Origin of the sequence: Myxacorys almedinensis A, assembly GCF_010091945.1 — a bacterium.
Lineage (GTDB): Bacteria > Cyanobacteriota > Cyanobacteriia > Leptolyngbyales > Leptolyngbyaceae > Myxacorys > Myxacorys almedinensis.
The window spans coordinates 283,057-300,149 of record NZ_WVIE01000002.1 but is presented as its reverse complement, the minus strand read 5'-3'; the positions used below and the strand labels follow the sequence as shown (position 1 = coordinate 300,149).

Annotated in this window: 12 protein-coding genes and 1 tRNA gene; 5 read left to right on the top strand and 8 right to left on the bottom strand. The window is 48.7% G+C overall.

The features are described from left to right. The first annotated feature begins 616 nt into the window (after positions 1-616). On the top strand, positions 617-3,199 hold the full coding sequence (locus tag GS601_RS02890; RefSeq protein WP_162421740.1) for an ATP-binding protein: 2,583 nt from the start codon (positions 617-619) through the stop codon (positions 3,197-3,199). A 68-nt stretch (positions 3,200-3,267) separates the two neighbouring features. On the opposite strand, the gene prmC is transcribed toward GS601_RS02890, so the two are convergent. The 3 genes from prmC to GS601_RS02875 all read right to left on the bottom strand — a co-directional run bounded on the left by prmC (position 3,268) and on the right by GS601_RS02875 (position 5,853). After that, entirely contained in the window at positions 3,268-4,146 is an 879-nt protein-coding gene (gene prmC / locus GS601_RS02885) for a peptide chain release factor N(5)-glutamine methyltransferase (protein ID WP_162421739.1), read from the bottom strand. 73 nt (positions 4,147-4,219) lie between these two features. Then, positions 4,220-5,026, bottom strand: a complete 807-nt coding sequence (locus tag GS601_RS02880) for a Tic22 family protein (RefSeq protein WP_162421738.1) — start codon at positions 5,024-5,026, stop codon at positions 4,220-4,222. Between the two features lie 753 nt (positions 5,027-5,779). Then, positions 5,780-5,853: transfer RNA gene (locus GS601_RS02875), tRNA-Pro, on the bottom strand. A 167-nt stretch (positions 5,854-6,020) separates the two neighbouring features. Here GS601_RS02875 and msrB point away from each other — a divergent pair. Further along, positions 6,021-6,431, top strand: coding sequence for a peptide-methionine (R)-S-oxide reductase MsrB (gene msrB, locus GS601_RS02870; protein ID WP_162421737.1), 411 nt, complete (start codon positions 6,021-6,023; stop codon positions 6,429-6,431). A 423-nt stretch (positions 6,432-6,854) separates the two neighbouring features. After that, positions 6,855-7,172 (top strand): hypothetical protein, encoded by a 318-nt coding sequence (locus GS601_RS02865; protein ID WP_162421736.1) that lies wholly within the window; start codon positions 6,855-6,857, stop codon positions 7,170-7,172. A gap of 219 nt (positions 7,173-7,391) precedes the next feature. On the opposite strand, the gene GS601_RS02860 is transcribed toward GS601_RS02865, so the two are convergent. The 5 genes from GS601_RS02860 to GS601_RS02840 form a co-directional block, all read right to left on the bottom strand. Beyond that, positions 7,392-8,105 (bottom strand): Crp/Fnr family transcriptional regulator, encoded by a 714-nt coding sequence (locus GS601_RS02860; protein ID WP_162421735.1) that lies wholly within the window; start codon positions 8,103-8,105, stop codon positions 7,392-7,394. Positions 8,106-8,297: 192 nt separating this feature from the next. Continuing rightward, positions 8,298-9,701: a TldD/PmbA family protein gene (locus tag GS601_RS02855; RefSeq protein WP_162421734.1), complete on the bottom strand. Its 1,404-nt coding sequence runs from the start codon at positions 9,699-9,701 to the stop codon at positions 8,298-8,300. A 111-nt stretch (positions 9,702-9,812) separates the two neighbouring features. Further along, positions 9,813-10,019, bottom strand: a complete 207-nt coding sequence (locus GS601_RS02850) for a hypothetical protein (RefSeq protein WP_162421733.1) — start codon at positions 10,017-10,019, stop codon at positions 9,813-9,815. A gap of 244 nt (positions 10,020-10,263) precedes the next feature. Further along, positions 10,264-10,536 (bottom strand): Npun_R1517 family heterocyst differentiation transcriptional regulator, encoded by a 273-nt coding sequence (locus GS601_RS02845; RefSeq protein ID WP_162421732.1) that lies wholly within the window; start codon positions 10,534-10,536, stop codon positions 10,264-10,266. A 1,069-nt stretch (positions 10,537-11,605) separates the two neighbouring features. Next, on the bottom strand, positions 11,606-12,790 hold the full coding sequence (locus GS601_RS02840; protein WP_162421731.1) for a histidine kinase: 1,185 nt from the start codon (positions 12,788-12,790) through the stop codon (positions 11,606-11,608). Between the two features lie 418 nt (positions 12,791-13,208). On the opposite strand from GS601_RS02840, the gene GS601_RS02835 reads away from it, so the two are divergent. Further along, positions 13,209-14,396 (top strand): glycosyltransferase family 4 protein, encoded by a 1,188-nt coding sequence (locus GS601_RS02835; RefSeq protein WP_162421730.1) that lies wholly within the window; start codon positions 13,209-13,211, stop codon positions 14,394-14,396. Positions 14,397-14,463: 67 nt separating this feature from the next. Next, on the top strand, positions 14,464-17,001 hold the full coding sequence (locus GS601_RS02830) for a sigma 54-interacting transcriptional regulator (protein ID WP_162421729.1): 2,538 nt from the start codon (positions 14,464-14,466) through the stop codon (positions 16,999-17,001). Positions 17,002-17,093: the final 92 nt, after the last annotated feature.

Sequence of the window (17,093 nt, the reverse complement as noted above, 5' to 3'; positions counted from 1 at the left end):
TTGCCATCAACCGAAGAAGCCTGCGATTGCCATTGACTATAATTTGCTGCCTTCGCGTTAAACCGAACTGACGTTAATTAAGAACCCTTCTTTCTGCCTAGGCTTTAAACTGCGTAACCAACCGATGCCCTCCGTAATTCTTCTGATTGCCTGCCCACAACTTCACAAAACTAGAGCCTAATTCAGTAAAGCTGGGCATTCTGAACCAAGACGCTCTGAGAAAGTTTTTACCTACCAAAAAATTTGAAGCGTTCCATACGATGAAATTTGTTGCCTTGCAACAGAACTCAAGCCATCGATCAGCTATCAGAGTATGACCCAAACGCATCAGATCGTCTCTCCTGTCTCTCACGTCAGAGGGAGCGCAGCATGGGTGTGAGTGTTTGCCGCTCACCATCTGATGACACTGAGTCGCTTCTGCAACCATAGTTAGGGTGATCGGGTTATGCTTTTTAAACCAGTTTTTAAGCGTTCTAAACCATGCTGGGAGCATTTTCCTAAGTTACCGCTTCAGTTAATTTTGGTTGTTGCGTTCATTACGCAAATTGCAGGAACAGCCGGGCTTGTTGGTTGGCTTTCGTTTTCAAGTAGCCGCACAGCGGTTAAGAGCCTGGCGATGCAGCTTCATTCTGAAGTGGGCGATCGCACCCTCACCTATCTAAAACAGCGAGTCAGAACACCACACCAGATTGATCAATTCAATCATCAGCTATATCAACAAGGATTGCTCAATTTCAGCCGCCTAGACGACACCGCTCGGCTATTTCTCAATCAAATCGATACTTTCAATGTGAGCTATATTAACGTCGCGACACCTTCTGGAGACTATGCGGGAGCAGGCTACGAAGATAATGGAGAGCTTGCCTATAGCACCATAACTCAGGCGGCGCTGAGGAAACTCTACACTTATCAGCTACAGGCCGAAACTCAACAGGCTCGCTTCTACAAGATCCAAGATTATGACCCCCGGTTTGAAAGCTGGTACACGAAAGCTGTGCAGGCTGGTCATCCGGTGTGGAGCGATATCTACACATGGGATAGTGATCCCCACGTAATGGCTATTAGCTCTGGCAATCCGATCTACGATCAAAACCGGCGATTGGTGGGTGTGCTGGGTGTGGATTTGGTGTTGACAGATATTTCCAAATTTTTGCACCAAATCAAAACCCATCGCTCTGGTGCAATTTTCGTGACAGAACGTTCTGGGTTGTTGGTAGCTTCGTCGTCTCGGTCTGTGACTAAACTTCAAAACGGCAAAGCAAAACGCTTGAGTGCGGTCGAGAGCGACGATCAGTTAGTTCGTTCTACGGCTCAAGTTCTCCTTCAACGATTTGCAAAGTTTGAAAACTTGCAGGCACAAGCTATTTTGGCTGTATCTATTAATGGACTGCCGCACTTTGTGCAAATTTTGCCCTTTCGAGAAGACCGTGGATTGGATTGGCTCGTTGTTTCTGTTGTGCCAGAGTCAGAATTTATGGCGCAGGTTGATGCGGATACGCGCACAAGCCTTGTGTTGGCTCAAGGTGCGATCGCGGCATCGATTGCGATCGCACTGCTGATCGCCCGTGGCTTGACAGCGCCGATTTTGCGGTTGAGCCGTGCTACGCAAGCGATGACTGCTGGCGATTTAGACCAAGCTATCAATGCGCCGATGAAGATGCCGTTTAAGGTGAGAGAGCTAGAAATGTTAGCGACATCATTTAGCCAAATGGCACGACAGGTGCAGCAAACTTTTCAAGAGCTTGCCCAAACCAATGAAATCTTAGAATCGCGGGTTGAAGAGCGCACTGTAGAACTTCAAATTAGGAATAGTATCGCAACTCAAATCCGTAATTCGCTAGATTTAGATACAATTTTACAAACAGCCGTTATAGAAATTCGATCGCTCCTAGAAATTGATCGCTGTATCTTTGCCGAATACTATGATGAATTAGAAGCCCCAAGTTGGGAAATCATTGCTGAAGCAAAGACAGATAATGTTAAGAGTATCATGGGATATTACCCAGCTAAAGCAGTGGGTTGGATCGGAAAAAATATTTTAAATCACAACATTGTACAAATTGACGATGTTAGAAAACTAGATGATCCATCAGTTAATCAGCTATTGCTACCTATTGGAAATCGATCGCTGCTAGCATTACCGATTTATACGCGCGATCAGGTCGTTGGTGCCATTGTTTGTGCTCATACTACCGACGTTCGCCCGTGGACAACGGCAGAAGTAGAGTTGCTCAAGGGGGTTGTGGATCAGCTTGCGATCGCTATTAGCCAAGCGCAACTTTATATCGAAGCTCGAAATAGCGCCCAAGATGCCCAAACCCAAGCGTTTAGAGTTGCAACGGCAATGCAAGAATTGCAGCAAGCCCAAACTCAGCTAGTGCAAACCGAAAAAATGTCGAGTTTGGGGCAAATGGTGGCTGGCATTGCTCACGAGATTAACAATCCCGTTAACTTTATTTATGGCAATCTAATTTACGCAGAAGATTACACCCAAAACTTACTGCGACTGCTCGAACTTTATCAGCAAGAATATCCTGAGCCGTCAGAGGCAATTCAAAATGAGATGGCAGAGATTGACCTAGAGTTTCTCATCGCTGATCTCTCGAAACTATTTAGCTCAATGCAAGTCGGAGCAGAACGAATTCGAGAAATTGTCTCATCGCTGCGTAATTTTGCTCGGCTAGACGAATCTGATGTCAAATCAGTTGATCTTCATGAAGGCATCGATAGTACGCTGATGATTCTTGATAGCCGTCTCAAAGCGACTCGTGAGCGTGCTGCTATTGAAGTTGAGAAGCGCTATGGTGCGTTACCAAAAGTGCTGTGTTACCCCGGACAGATCAATCAAGTGTTTATGCATCTGCTAACGAATGCGATCGATGCGCTCAAGATCCGGTATGAATGTGCTCAAGAATCTGTGGGTCTGCGGATTCAAATTCAAACAGAAGTTGTAGAGGATTGGATTGCGATCGCAATTTCTGACAATGGCTGTGGCATCGAAGAGACCATTAAAGCTAAGCTATTCGATCCATTTTTTACAACGAAACCGGTTGGTCAAGGAACGGGATTAGGGCTGTCTGTTAGCTACCAGATTGTGACTGAAAAACATGGTGGGCAGATTGAATGCCTATCTGAAATTGGGGTGGGCACGCAGTTTATTATCAAGATTCCGATCTGCTCAGCCTTGCCACGAGCGTAACGACCTACAGGAGCCGTTTACAAGTTTAGAAAACTTTATCGTAGGAAATGCTCTGCTTTGAAGGATCGCTAGACGCGGTTTGCGATCGCAAACCGCTCGATGCCTGCAAGATCTTGATGAACCCCAATCCGCTTATAACAGTCTTGAGCTTTAAGCAGCGCCATTACTGCATCGGCTTGCCCTGCCATCATTTCGGTCATCCAAATGCCGTTGGGTTTGAGAAAATCAGGCGCGATCGCAACGAGATGACGGATGCAATCTAAGCCATCATGGCCGCCATCTAGGGCTTGGTGCGGTTCATGTAGCCGCACTTCGGGTTGCAGTTCTAAAATCATCTTGCTGGGAATGTAAGGCGGGTTAGAGACCACCGCACTTAGCTGCCCTCTGAGATGGTCTAGCGGCCCAAACCAGGAGCCTTGATAAAACTGAATTCGCTCGGCAAGTCCTAAGGTTGCCGCATTGGTTTGGGCGATCGCTAACGCCTCGGAACTATGATCAACAGCGTGAATTGTGGCATGAGGAAAGGCAGTCGCCAAAGCAATCGCGATCGCGCCGCTGCCAGTTCCCAAATCGACCCAATGCCCCGTTTGGTGATCTTGTCTTGCCCGAGCGATCGCCAGATCAATTAAAAATTCTGTTTCAGGGCGAGGAATTAGCACCGCAGGTGACACCCGCAGCGAGAAGTCACGCCATGGAGCCACCCCTGCCAAATATTGCACCGGAACCTGGTCATGAATTCGCCGTTGCCAAAGTGCATCCAACGCATCAAGCGAGATAGAAAGCGAAACATCTTGAGCTTTAAACGTATCCAAGCGTAGAGAAAGCCGATCGATGCCTGCCAATTCTTGCAAGAGCCAATCCACCTCATCAGGGGAGACTGAGGCGGCAGTGGCAGCCGCTTTTGCCTGTTGCTGCCACTGCCAAAGATCCAATCCAGAAACCACCATAAAATCACGCACAACCGCAGGAGAATCTTAAGCAATTCTCGCGGTACTTTGCAAGGCGTTCAAGCAAGGCGCGTTATTTCTTCGCAGGGGCAGGGGCGGGCTGGGCTTGGGGGCGAGGTGCGCCTCCTTGAGCAGGTTTTTGAGCAGGTTGCTGCGATCGCAAGAACTCGATCGACTCCTTCGGCGGAACTAGCACCACCTTATCGAGTTGAGGATCGTTTTCTTTTTTCAGCGCCTCCATCACACCTTCTAAGGGAAAGACCTGAATATCCACAGTTGCCGCCAAATTCGGCTGCTGCTTTTTAAAGTTCTCTAACAGAGGGTTTAGGTCTTCTTTGTTAAAGAACATCGGAATGACAGAGCGATCGCCTTCCTGAACCGTCAAAAAGCCTTTTTCTTTTCCGGCACGGGCTACAAACAATGGCGTGCCGCCAAACTGATCCACCTTCTGACCCGATTGTTTTAGCAACGCAACCGCCGACGCGACCTGCTGCTTAGTTGGCACATAGGCAAAATCTAGCTTATCTTTCTTGCCCTGGTTCGCCTGATTAAGTTGATACACTTCTGCCAGAGAAACTGGAACAACTTTCACCTCTTTGGCAAGGTTTGGATTTTTGGTTTGCAGTGCCTGCAAGAATGCCTGAGCATCGCGCTGGCTAATGAAAACCCCTGCCACCGCACCCTGCTGACCTTGGGGCGGAGTCGCTACTAGGGGCGCACCCTGAGCATTAGCGATCGTAAACACTGGAACAGATCGCAACTTTTGCATAACTTGTTCGGGAGTCAAGGCAAGGGCACGGAACCCACCCGCTACCAGCGACCCTACTAGCGTGCTGCCAACCAAGGTAACTGTTGTACCCCAACGAACCAATGATTTCATGATTGCTCCTGGCTTAGAAAATGTATGTTTAGCAATGTAGTTGCGTTAACTGTCCCTACGACTAGGGCGACCCTGGAAAAGCGGCTACCTCAAAATTAGAGTTGCCGGTTGCGGCTTGAGGGCAACAGAGCGCTGCACTTTAGCTGGACTCTTTCTTTGAGCACTCTAGCGTTTGAAGATTCAGATTCGTTTTAATAATGAAAGGACAGATCAAACAACGCCCATTCTATATTGAAACTTCCGAATCAATCTTAAATCAAATGGATCATCAGCCATTTGTGCTCTAGAGTCTAACCTTACATGACATGACCCTCCTTCAGCTTGTTCCAACTTGGGAAAACCCTAATCGCTTTGCGGTTTTTAGATCTCAATTTCACTTTCAAAACGTGTCACCAAGATTGAAAAAGATAGTAGCACCGATCCGTTTACTTTAGAGAGTTAGCTCTGTTCGTGGTTGCGTGAGAGCGCAGATACTTTATTAAGAAGGTTGTTTCTCGATCGCGAAGACACCCAAGGCAGACTCATTCTAGTAGGTAGATTGTCAACGTTAAGTCGATGGGTAGATGGGTGCATGAGTCGATGGAACCGTCACCAGACTATCCCTCTCCTACTCTCCTCCTAGTCCGTCATTTCCACATTGACAGACCCCTAAGACAGACCACTAAGTTAAGAGCGCGACAAGAGTTCGGAAGACTAAACTATCCCTGCCTAAAAACTGCGCTCCACCTGAATCAATTAGCGTTGACCCATCAATCGGGATGACAGGATTCGAACCTGCGGCATCCTGCTCCCAAAGCAGGCGCGCTACCAAGCTGCGCTACATCCCGTTTTCCGCCATCGTATTATAGCTCATCTTCTAGCAATCGATCCGGTTGAGCGAAATATCGATCATCAGGTGCTTGGCGCGATCGCAGTTAGTTCGGGAATGCACCCTCTGCAATGACGGGGGCTACGTCCTAGAATTGAACAGAGATAACCTACGATTAATTCTGTTATGACCGCATCCAAAGATCAGTTTGAAGTGCAAAAAACCGAAAAAGATTGGAAAGAAACCCTGACTCCAGAACAATTTCATGTTTTGCGGAAGCATGGAACAGAGCGCGCAGGCACAAGCCCTTTAGACAAGGTTTACGAGGAGGGCACCTACGTGTGTGCAGGCTGCGGTTTGCCTCTCTTTTCCTCGAAAACCAAGTTTAATAGCGGTACGGGGTGGCCTAGCTTTTTTGCACCTTTAGATGAGGCGATCGAGACTACAACCGATCGAGCCTTTTTTATGACTCGTACAGAGGTACATTGTCGGAGATGCGGCGGGCATTTAGGGCACGTTTTTAATGATGGTCCTGTCCCAACCGGGCAACGCTACTGCATGAACGGCGTCTCCTTAGAGTTTCAACCCGACGCTTAAGATGACACCGTAGTTTGTAATTTGCAACCTAGGATGGGGAACTCTTCCTGGTTTTGGGTTGCTTTATCAAGCCGTAACCCAGATACAGAGATAGTTTTCAGTCAGCAGGCTTGACGGGCAAAAGTTCGATAGTGCTGGATTGAAACTCATTTTTTTACGCTCTGGTAAACCTTATAGACATCGTTAGTGTTAGCAGAATGCACAACGTGAGATTTTCATGCTGAGCTACCATTAAACTCATCTGTTTACGTAACCGCATACGACAGTATACCAACGCTGGTGACAAAGTAAAATTTTATCTACGCCTAAAGACTGACGATTTCAAAAGTGACATTGAGAAGAATCAGTTTAGGTGTGAGGGATTAATCGTAAAATCCAATGCTAAGATTTTTACTTTTTTGTCATTAATAAGGAACAGTTAATATGGCAGACTCAACTCGGACAATTGACGTTGACAATACGATCGCAGTTTTGCAGCAAGGCTTAACCTCAATTCCCGAAGGCGACGCGATCGCAATCATTGAAAGCTGGCAGCAACAGCTTGAAGGCTCTGATTTGGCGGAAGATTTGGGAGAACTGAAGCAAGCCCTGCAAAGCGGAAATTCGAGTGCGATCGCTCAGATTATGGTTGATCTTGGCGAAGATACGTCTGAGTCGGCAGCTAGTGCGACCGGCGATATTGCTATAAAAGTTGAGCAATTGGGCGAGATGCTCTCTCAGGCAGGTCAGTCTCTTATGTAAATCGGGCTAGGGCTAAAAGCATCAGTTCCAACCGGCAGAGCCAAAATTTGCCTTCACCCGACCCCTCTCCTGCAAGAGAGGGGCTTAAAATTCAACTCGATCGTCGCTCCGGATTGTGCCCAAAGAGCCGGAAGGTGGGGAATGAGGGTTACTCTCAGCTTAGGCAGTGCGATCGCAACAGCAAAAATTCAAGTCGCGTTCAAGCTCTACATCAACCCGTTAAGTCTCCTCGTCACCCAATAAGCGATCAAACTCTGTTTTAACAACCCGATAACACTCACACGATGCCGATTCCAGCCCCTGCCGATCTAAAATTCTGATCTTGCCCCGTGTATAACGGATGAGTCCTGCTTTCTGCAAAATGGCAGCCACTACGCTGACACTCGCTCGTCGCACTCCCAACATTTGCGACAATAGTTCCTGTGTCAGAAAAAACTCATTAGACCCAACGCGATCGTGACACAACAACAGCCAGCGACAGCAGCGCTCCTCAACCGAGTGTAAACGATTGCACGCCACCGTCTGAGACAACTGGCTGATCATTGCCTGGGTATACCGCAACAGCAGCACATAAAGCAAACTATCGCGAGTCACCTCCCGCCTAAAAACCTCACTTCGCATCCGCAGAGCGTCCCCTGCAACCTGCGCGATCGCTTGCAAAGGAGATTGGTCAACTCCGAGCAATATTGCAATTCCCACCATTCCTTCATTGCCAGTGGTTGCCGCTTCTACCGTTTCTCCGTCTTCTGTGATCGTTACCATCGAGATCACGCCGCTATTCGGAAAATAGACATAATCGATCGACTGGTTAGGTTCATACAAAACATGCTTAAACGGCAGAGAAACCAACTCCAAATAAGGCACTAAGCGATTGTACTCTTCATTAGATAGAGCAGACAGGAGTTTATTATGGGTAGAACGATCTTGGCGCATGAATGCCAAAGCCTAGATCAGAGTCTAGCTAAAACAGCAGGTTGCATCAGCAATGCAGGCTCTAAGGTATAAGTCTTAAGGCTCTGTTGTCTGTCCCCTGCCGTACATAAACAATTTGCAACTCTGGAATTTGCGGTTTCTACCCTTGCCGTGTTTCTAATGATCCCAGGTGCGATGATGAGCTACTGGGGGCTATTCTTCCCCCGCTTCTCCGCCCACCACCACATCCCGAATTCGCAAACTTGGACCCGCACAGCCGACAGCTAGCCCGCTCTGCCCGCCCTTGCCACAACCGCCCGACTCATCCCAGAAAAAATCATCCCCGATCGCTTCAATATCGGCCAGCGTTTTAAACGCATTTCCGGAGAGCGTCACATCTCGCACAGGCTCAGCCAGTTCACCATTGCGAATCATCCACGCTTCCCCAGCCGTAAAGGTAAACATCTCTCCATTCGTCATGCCTCCGATCCAGTTACGGGCATACACCCCCTCGGTGATGTCGGTAAACAGATCTTTAACAGGCGTTTTCCCCCGTTCGATCCAGGTGTTGGTCATCCGCACGATCGGCGCATAGTGATAGTTTAAGCAGCGCGCGTTGCCGGTCGGGGTTTCTTCTAATTTGCCAGCGGTTTCACGAGAATGGAGCCTTCCCACTAACACGCCATCTTTGATCAACTGGGTCGTTGTTGCCGGAACCCCTTCATCATCGTAAAAATAGCTGCCTCGATGCTCTGGAATGGCTGCTCCGTCAAAAATCTGTAGCTCTGGGGAGCCAAACCGTCGCCCCAAACTCATCACTTCTAATAAATCGGGATTCTCGTATGCCATGTCGGCTTCTGAAAGATGCCCAAACGCCTCATGGACAAACAACCCAGACAAAATGGGATCAATGACAACCGTATACGTATTTCCTCTAACTGGAGACAGTACGAGGGAGTTGACTGCTCGTTGGGCCGAGGCTTTCACCTGTTCGTCTAAGCCCAGCACGTCCTCAAATGCCTTTCGAGAGCCGACGGTTTCTCGCCCAGTTTGGACGGTCTCGCCATCACGGGCAGTTGCCGCAAACCGCATTTCGATATCAACCCAAGACTGCTCAATCATGGTTCCATCAGAGGTGGCAAGAATGATGCGCTGGGCACTATCGCCATACCGTACCGAAATTGTAGCAATGCGGGGATCGACGCTGCGTAAAATTTCTCCGTAGTGCTGACAGAGTTCTCGTTTGTGCAGCAACGGCACCTGACGCGGATCAGTTCCGACGATCGCAACGGCACAGGTATCTTGAATGGGCATGACTGGAGCCAAGATTGTTTCGTCGTCGCCCACTAATCGAGCGGCAGCGATCGCATCTTCAATCCGCTCTTTGAGACTCGATAGTTGGTTAAAGCTTGCGAATCCCCAGCCGCCTTTGTAACAAGCTCTCACCTGTCCTCCGATGGAGATGCCCTCACTGAGGGTTTCAATTTTGTTACGTCGCAGCAAAATATCGGTGCCTTCTGCTGACTCTAATCGAATGGCGAGGTAGTCTACTTGCTGACGATAGCGAGCGATCAAGTCAGACAGTAAATTTTTGGCGTCGGTGAGAGCGTTGCTCATGAGGCAGGGAAGCGTTACAACTGCCTTCATTGTGCGATCATTTGCGACGGCTTGCAAAGCCTAAGTTTCTATCTAAAGTGATTGGGTATTAGTGATTGGGTATTACATTGATCAGATCAGAACAAACTGGTCTGAGGCGGCTTGGTCTTGAGCTTCTCGGTTAATTGCGCCTGCCCGAATGGCGGCTTGAAGCTCTTTCAAGGCCTCTGCCTCTTTGGGGTTACATCTACCAATGGCTAACATCTGCCGGATTAACCCTTCCGACTCAACGCTGAGACATCTATTTTCTAAAGCAGATTCAACTAAAACTTGAAGCATTGCTGCACAGACCTCAGGGGTGACTTAGCTCCTATTATCAGCAATTTGGAGGTCAGGCAGGCTGATAGCGATCGCAAGTCGTTGTGATTGTACCTCTGGATTCGTGTGATGAAAAACACGCTGGCGTCAGTTGCTCGATATTAAACCTACTCCACTGCCCTGCGTAAACCGTTATCAAAAGCCTATCTCACCCTTTCTAGCCACTCGATCTGCTCACACTAGCCTTGCAGCAACCAGGCTGGCTCTAATCGTTGGAGTTGCGAAGCCGAATCAATTGACGACGCATTTGGGGTGACGCTTCTAGTTCAGAAATCTCTGCTGCATTTACTTTGATCTGCATTGGCTCTAGATACTCATCGCTGCCACAAGAAAAGGCATCAATCAGCATCTCTAAGAGTTGTTCCCGATCTTGAAGGACTCCCTTTTCCTCGATAAGCCGAAACTTAAGATGGATTTCGCACTCGTAAACACTAACTTCGGCGTTTTCAGGCTGGTAGTTTAAAGAATCGTACTTCATCGATGTCAGCGGTCCCTGTGCGCGGCAAGTGGATAGATTAGTTGGGCTGAGATTTGTGACGGTCGTTCGCTAAAAAAAGCTGCTCTTGCTCAACCGAGACACCTACAGAGCAGCCTGTAACCTCTTCCCTGATACCCAAAACTGATGCTTTCTAGGAAGTTGGCTAGCTCAACGATGGCGCTAGATCAACTTTGCGAAACCGTGAGAGGACTGGGCTTGGGAACAACCTAATTCGGAAGATGTTTTAGCACTTAACTTAACGACAGTTATAGGAGAGTTGCTTATAAATTAGTACCGTAATAACACTAGATTTATAGAACCTGAAATGAAGAGAATCAAAGTAAGGAAGTGATGAAGTAGCCAAATATTTACTAACTGCCAAATATTAACTGTCTTAAATCTATGAAACTCAGATTTAGCTTAAGCATTAGCCTGAACTGCTGCAATTTATGGATTAAAGAAATCCTGTAAAGTAGCGCGTAGAGCAACCGAAAATCCCCTTGTATCTAATATTACTAAATAAGGCTGGATTACTGATATAAGCTGTGCTGAAGCTCTGGGAGAAGACGAAGTTTGTTACCCTCTTCCCTACCAGACTTCACTTTAAAACTCACTAAACTAGCATCTACGAAAGAGCATTTCTGAGCCAATGTGTATGAAGTGTAAGGCATGACAAGCGAAATTTAAGTATGCATAAAGAAATATTCAATACTCAGTGATTAGTTGGTAAATAGTAATTTATCTAACATTTAAACAGGTTCTAAATTGGTCGCTCAGCGTGTTTTATTTTAGAGTTCGTAAATGTAAAGATAAGGTGTAGACAGAACTCTAGACTACAAAATGCTGCTAGGGCAAAGAGGCAATGATTCTAAGTTCAAAGAATTTGCGGAGAGATGAATCGGGAGAATCTGGCTTGCATTTATCAATGATCAGTCTATTGTGTAGGTCTCCGTACAGTACAACTACGGAAACTAATGGCGCGGTACGCAAATTTTCTGATTTAACCTCAGCAAGACCTTCTTCAACCCTTCATGAATCAGCGGATGAATCACTAGATGGCTTCTATCTATTACTGCTGCATCCGGAAAACGGGCAACGTAAAGTGAAAGCAACTGCCCTGGTTTGGCGTAGAATCGACCCAAATTTGCCCATAGTGCGATCGCACAATTCGCTGACATAGCGAAAGACCGATGCCATAGCCATCTTGGGCTTGGTCGCGCTGAAGCCGGAAGTGATCCTCAAAAATGCGATCGCGGTTTTCTTCCGGAATGCCAGGCCCTGAGTCGCAGATGCTGACTTGCACCTTTTGCGTAGTGCGGTGCAGGATGGAAACGTGAATTTTGCCCTGAGAGGGGGTGTATTTGATCGCGTTATCTAAAATGTTGACAAAGACTTGCCGCACTCGCTCTGAGTCAGCATATACAAGGGGTAGATCGTTCGGAATATCGCTATTTACGGCAAGGTGTTTGCTCTGAGATCGATCGTGCAAACTATCTAAAACCTCGCGGCACATCACTCCCAAATCAAGCTCTTGAGGCTGGATGTGTAGCTCTGCGCTAGAGCCTTTTGCCGCTTGCAAAATGTCGGTAATCATTCGATCGATCGTCCGGATCTGCGATCGCGCATGATTCAACAACTGCAAAATTAGGGCAGGGGTGAAGCGGGAAGACTGGTTTTCTGCCTTGTGCCCAATCTCCAGGGTTTCAACGGCGATCGAGGCGGCAGTGAGCGGGTTGCGAAGATCGTGCGCCAGCATCGCAATGATCTGATCTTTAAACTGAAGCTGCGATCGTAACTCTTCACGTTCTTGCTTCAGCCGGAAAATTTCGTCGGCAAGCTTCAAGATTTCGGTTGATTGCACCACCGACTGAACGGCAGTAGCGTTAGGCTGATCAGCACTCACCAAGTTCGCCTGAGTTTCTTCCCGCTCTAAAAAAAATTCTTCTACCGATCGCTGCCACCGAGACCACCACCGCTCTAGCTGAGCCACCAAATCGCTTCCGGCTAAAACCTGGCGCGGCTCAGGATGAATCTTGATCAGAGTAGGGGTTGCAACAAGCCGAAAATGCTCTGCTAAATACGGCTGCTCACCGACATCGATAATCTGAAGCTCAAATCGATAGTTAGACTCTCGCTCTTTGAAAAACGCCCGAATTTGCCGAATCTGTTCTTTAGAATTGGGGCGCTGATCAACAAACAGAAGAATCTGTAAGGGCACTTCAACGTTTGTTAGCTTGTCAGAAGGTGCCAGCATCTCTTTAAAGTTGCGCTTAAACCGATAGGGCAAATTAGCTCTGAAGCTATGATCAACGGAGGCTCGAATGGGGCGACCCTAGCTAGACCAAGCGCCCAGAAACCAGATCTGGAGGTCTGCGATTGGCAGAAAGCCTAACTCTGCTCAGAACCGCACCGACGCTCTGCATCTCTGTCAGCTTTTGTCTAAAGTAGAACAGCCCGATGTCGATCTTGTTACTTCTAATAGAGTACCGTATACTTTGCAAAATTCTAAAGAATGTCTAAAGTTTTCAGTTTAGAATTAGATTTCGTGGTGATTCTTAACGTTCTTGAGGTGAGCGGTCGTCGTTCAACCGCCGGTTTGCCAGGTTGCTCTGTCGTCTCCACAGTTCTGTAAAGTAAGAAATACGATGAGGTGACGCTGTGGGTCAGGGCAAATGAAACTATTAGTCTTAACCTGGGAATTTCCACCCCGTATTGTCGGCGGGATTGCCCGTCATGTTGCGGAACTATACCCGGAATTGGTGAAATTGGAGCATGAGGTTCACCTGATGACGGTAGAGTTTGGGCAGGCTCCCCGCTATGAAGTTGTCGATGGGATGAAGGTGCATCGGCTGCCGGTTGCCCCTGGGCATGACTTTTTTCACTGGGTTGGCAACATGAACGAGAGCCTAGGTCGCCAGGGTGGGAAACTGATCTTAGAAGAAGGGCGGTTTGATGCCATTCATGCCCATGATTGGCTGGTGGGCAGTAGTGCGATCGCGCTAAAACATCATTTCAAAATTCCTCTAGTCGCGACGATTCATGCGACTGAGCACGGGCGGCACAACGGCATCTACAGCGACACTCAACGCTATGTGCATCAGTGTGAGAAACATCTGACTCACGAAGCGTGGCGGGTGATTGTTTGCACAGACTTTATGCGCCGCGAGGTCGAACGGACGCTGAACACGCCCTGGAACAAGATCGATGTGGTGTATAACGGCATTCGTCGAGAAAAAAAGTACATCGATCCCACCTTTGACTATTTAGCGTTTCGCCGTCGATTTGCCGCAGATGACGAAAAAATTGTGTATTACGTTGGCAGAATGAGCCATGAAAAAGGCGTGGCAACGTTGATTCAAGCGGCTCCTGCCATTCTTCAAGCGATGGAGAATCGGGTCAAATTTGTGTTTATTGGGGGCGGGCAGACGGCGCATCTTCAGCAGCAGGTCAACCATCTGGGGATTGGGGAGAAGTGCTATTTCACAGGCTTTATGCCGGATGATGAGTTGGATCGCTTTCAAACGATCGCCACCTGTGCTGTCTTTCCAAGCTTGTATGAACCGTTCGGAATTGTGGCGTTGGAGAGTTTTGCGGCACGGGTTCCGGTGGTGGTGTCAAACGCGGGTGGGTTTCCGGAAGTGGTGCGCCATGGGCAGACCGGGATAGTCACCTGGGTCAATGATTCTCAGTCTCTGGGTCAGGGAATTTTGGACGTGCTGAAGCAGCCAGACTATGCACAATCGTTGGTTAATAATGCTTACAAAGATTTGGAACGCCGCTTTAACTGGTTTAAACTAGCCCAGCAGACTGAAGCGGTGTATGGGCGAGTGTTGCACGAGCGATCGCAGGTAGAGTGGTAACTCAATATTTAGCCGCTCAATGAAGTAATAAAAAGTAACAACTTAAAAAAGTAAAGAGGAATCTAATATGGCAGATTACTCTGAGCGAGTGGCTTGGCTCAAGCAAAACACAGCGTTGGGAACGCTTTCGGATGAGGTGCTAGGTGCGATCGCATCTGCCATTAACGAAGAATCTATCGAAGAACATCACCGCCTTACCTTAGAAGACACCGTTCCATCGGCGCTCTATATTCTCTACCGTGGGCACATCGAGCAGTATTGTACCCGTCAAACGAGCGCTGCACGAGCCACAGGGTTGCTTCCCGGTGCGGTGATGTACTTGAAAGAATTGCTGTTAGATGAGGTTGCAGAAGCAACAACCCTCGCCCTGAGCGATTGCCTTTTGTGGACGATTGAGCGATCGCGCTTTCTGGAACTGGCTCAGCACTATCCAGAAATCGGGCAGACCGTTTCTCGGCGGCTGGCAACCGAGTTAGAGCAAGTCTCGTCTGCCTTGGAGTATGAGCGAGAACGGCAAACTGGGCTGCGTCCTTATCTGGTGCCGAAAGTAAGACGAGGAATTGTTGGCTCAAGTCGCTATGCGGTGCGGTTGCGACAGGAGATGAAGAAAGCGTCTAAAGATCGTGGCTCGGTGCTAATTTTTGGGGAACCGGGCTTGGAGAAAGATAATGCGGCGGCGCTGATTCATTTCGGGTCGAGCGATCGCAAGGAACCAATGATCAAGGTGAACTGTAACACGCTTCAGGCAAATGGCTCTGAGCTATTTGGGCGGGCAGGTGGCAAACCCGGACTTCTAGACTGGCTAGGGCGGGGGACACTGCTCCTCAACAATTTAGAAGATAGCCCGCCTGAGCTTGAAGCAAAACTTGTGCAGATGTTGAAAACGGGAGAATATACGCCGATCAGCCGCGAAGGAGAGCCTGCGGAGGCGGCGCGCCCGTTGGATGCCCGGATTATGATGACCTCTGAGAAGGTGCTGCCCCAGTTGGAGCGCTGTAACCAGGTTGCCCATCGGATCAAAGTTCCGCCGTTGCGAGTGCGAAAGGCAGATATCGCCACGATGGTGGAATATTATCTCAGTTTGTTCTCGCGATCGCGGGGCATCTCGAAACCTAACGTCACGCCAGAAGCCTTACGACGCTTGCAAGGATATGACTTTCCGGGCAACTCAACCGAGCTACAAAATTTAATCGAGCGGGCGCTGGTGCAGTCTGAAGCCGCTAGCGAACTGACGGAAGAGGTGTTTTGGTCAGCCAGCGCCAAAAGCCGGAGATTTCGGGTCAATCTGCTCAATGCCTATCCAAAGCTACGGCAGTTTTTGCGGAGTCCGTGGTGGCCCGATCGGATCAATTACGGGTTTGTGTTGGGGGCGTTTGCCATCGTTGTTGGGATGTTGATGGTCGGTCCGCAGAGCCGCGATCGCAACGTTGCACTGAATCTGTTTTGGGCATGGTGGTGGCTGCTCATCCTCATCGGGTTTCCGTTTGTGGGACGGCTTTGGTGCTCGATCTGCCCTTTCATGGTGTATGGAGAATTGGCGCAAAAAATCTCGCTCAAGCTCATTCCAAGGCAGCTTCGACCCTGGGCAAGGCAGCCTGCGGAAAAATGGGGCGGCTGGTTTCTCTTTGGCATGTTTGCGCTGATTTTGCTCTGGGAAGAACTGTGGAACTTAGAAAACACGGCTTACCTTTCGGGCTGTTTACTGTTGCTGATCACCGCCGGAGCCGTGACCTTTTCTCTGGTGTTTGAGCGGCGATTTTGGTGTCGATATCTTTGCCCGATTGGGGGCATGAATGGCTTATTTGCTAAACTTTCGATGGTTGAATTGCGCGCCCAGCAAGGCATCTGTTCGGCAAGCTGCACCACATATCAGTGCTACAAAGGCGGGCCCCAAAAAGGAGAGGGCATGGAAACCGGCGGATGCCCGGTGTACTCGCATCCGGCTCAGCTTCAAGACAATCGCGATTGTGTGTTGTGCATGACGTGTCTTAAGGCATGCCCCCATCGCTCGGTAGAACTCAATCTACGTCCGCCCGGCATCGAGCTTTGGACAACCCATAAACCCACCTATTCAGAACTCTGTTTGCTGTTTTTGCTTTGGGGAGCGGTATTTCTGCATCGATTGCCAGAAATTGAACAGCAGTTTGGGCTAAATCTTCATCTAGATCACTTTGGTATTCATGCAGGCGTGTCGATCGTGGCGCTGATGGTTCCGGGTGCGATCGCGCTGATTGCCCACAAAATGCTTCAACTCTTAAATTCAAAGTCTCGCCCCTTTTTAGAACTGGCATACGGCTATTTGCCGTTTGTGCTGGGCTGTAGTGTCGCGCATTACCTGCGCCTTGGCTTGACCGAAGCAGGACAAGTAATTCCGGTGACGGTGGCAATGTTCAATCCGGGGGCTTCCCTAGCAGCCCTTCCGGTGGCGATCGCGCATCCTGCCGTGATCGCATTTCTGCAAGCGGCAACGATCGTTGGCTCGTTTTGGCTGAGCGTTTTTCTGACTCAAAAAATTGCCCGTCAAGCGATCGCGCTGCTGCTTCCTCAGCATTTGGCAATGGCAGCGATCGGGTCATTATTTTGGAAAATTACAATTGGGTGGTAAAGTTTCCTGAAAACTTGGAAATACTATGTATTTCTAATGAACCTCGACCGTTAAGAAGTCCAGCTTTAATAGACTGAGGCTGACACAACCTG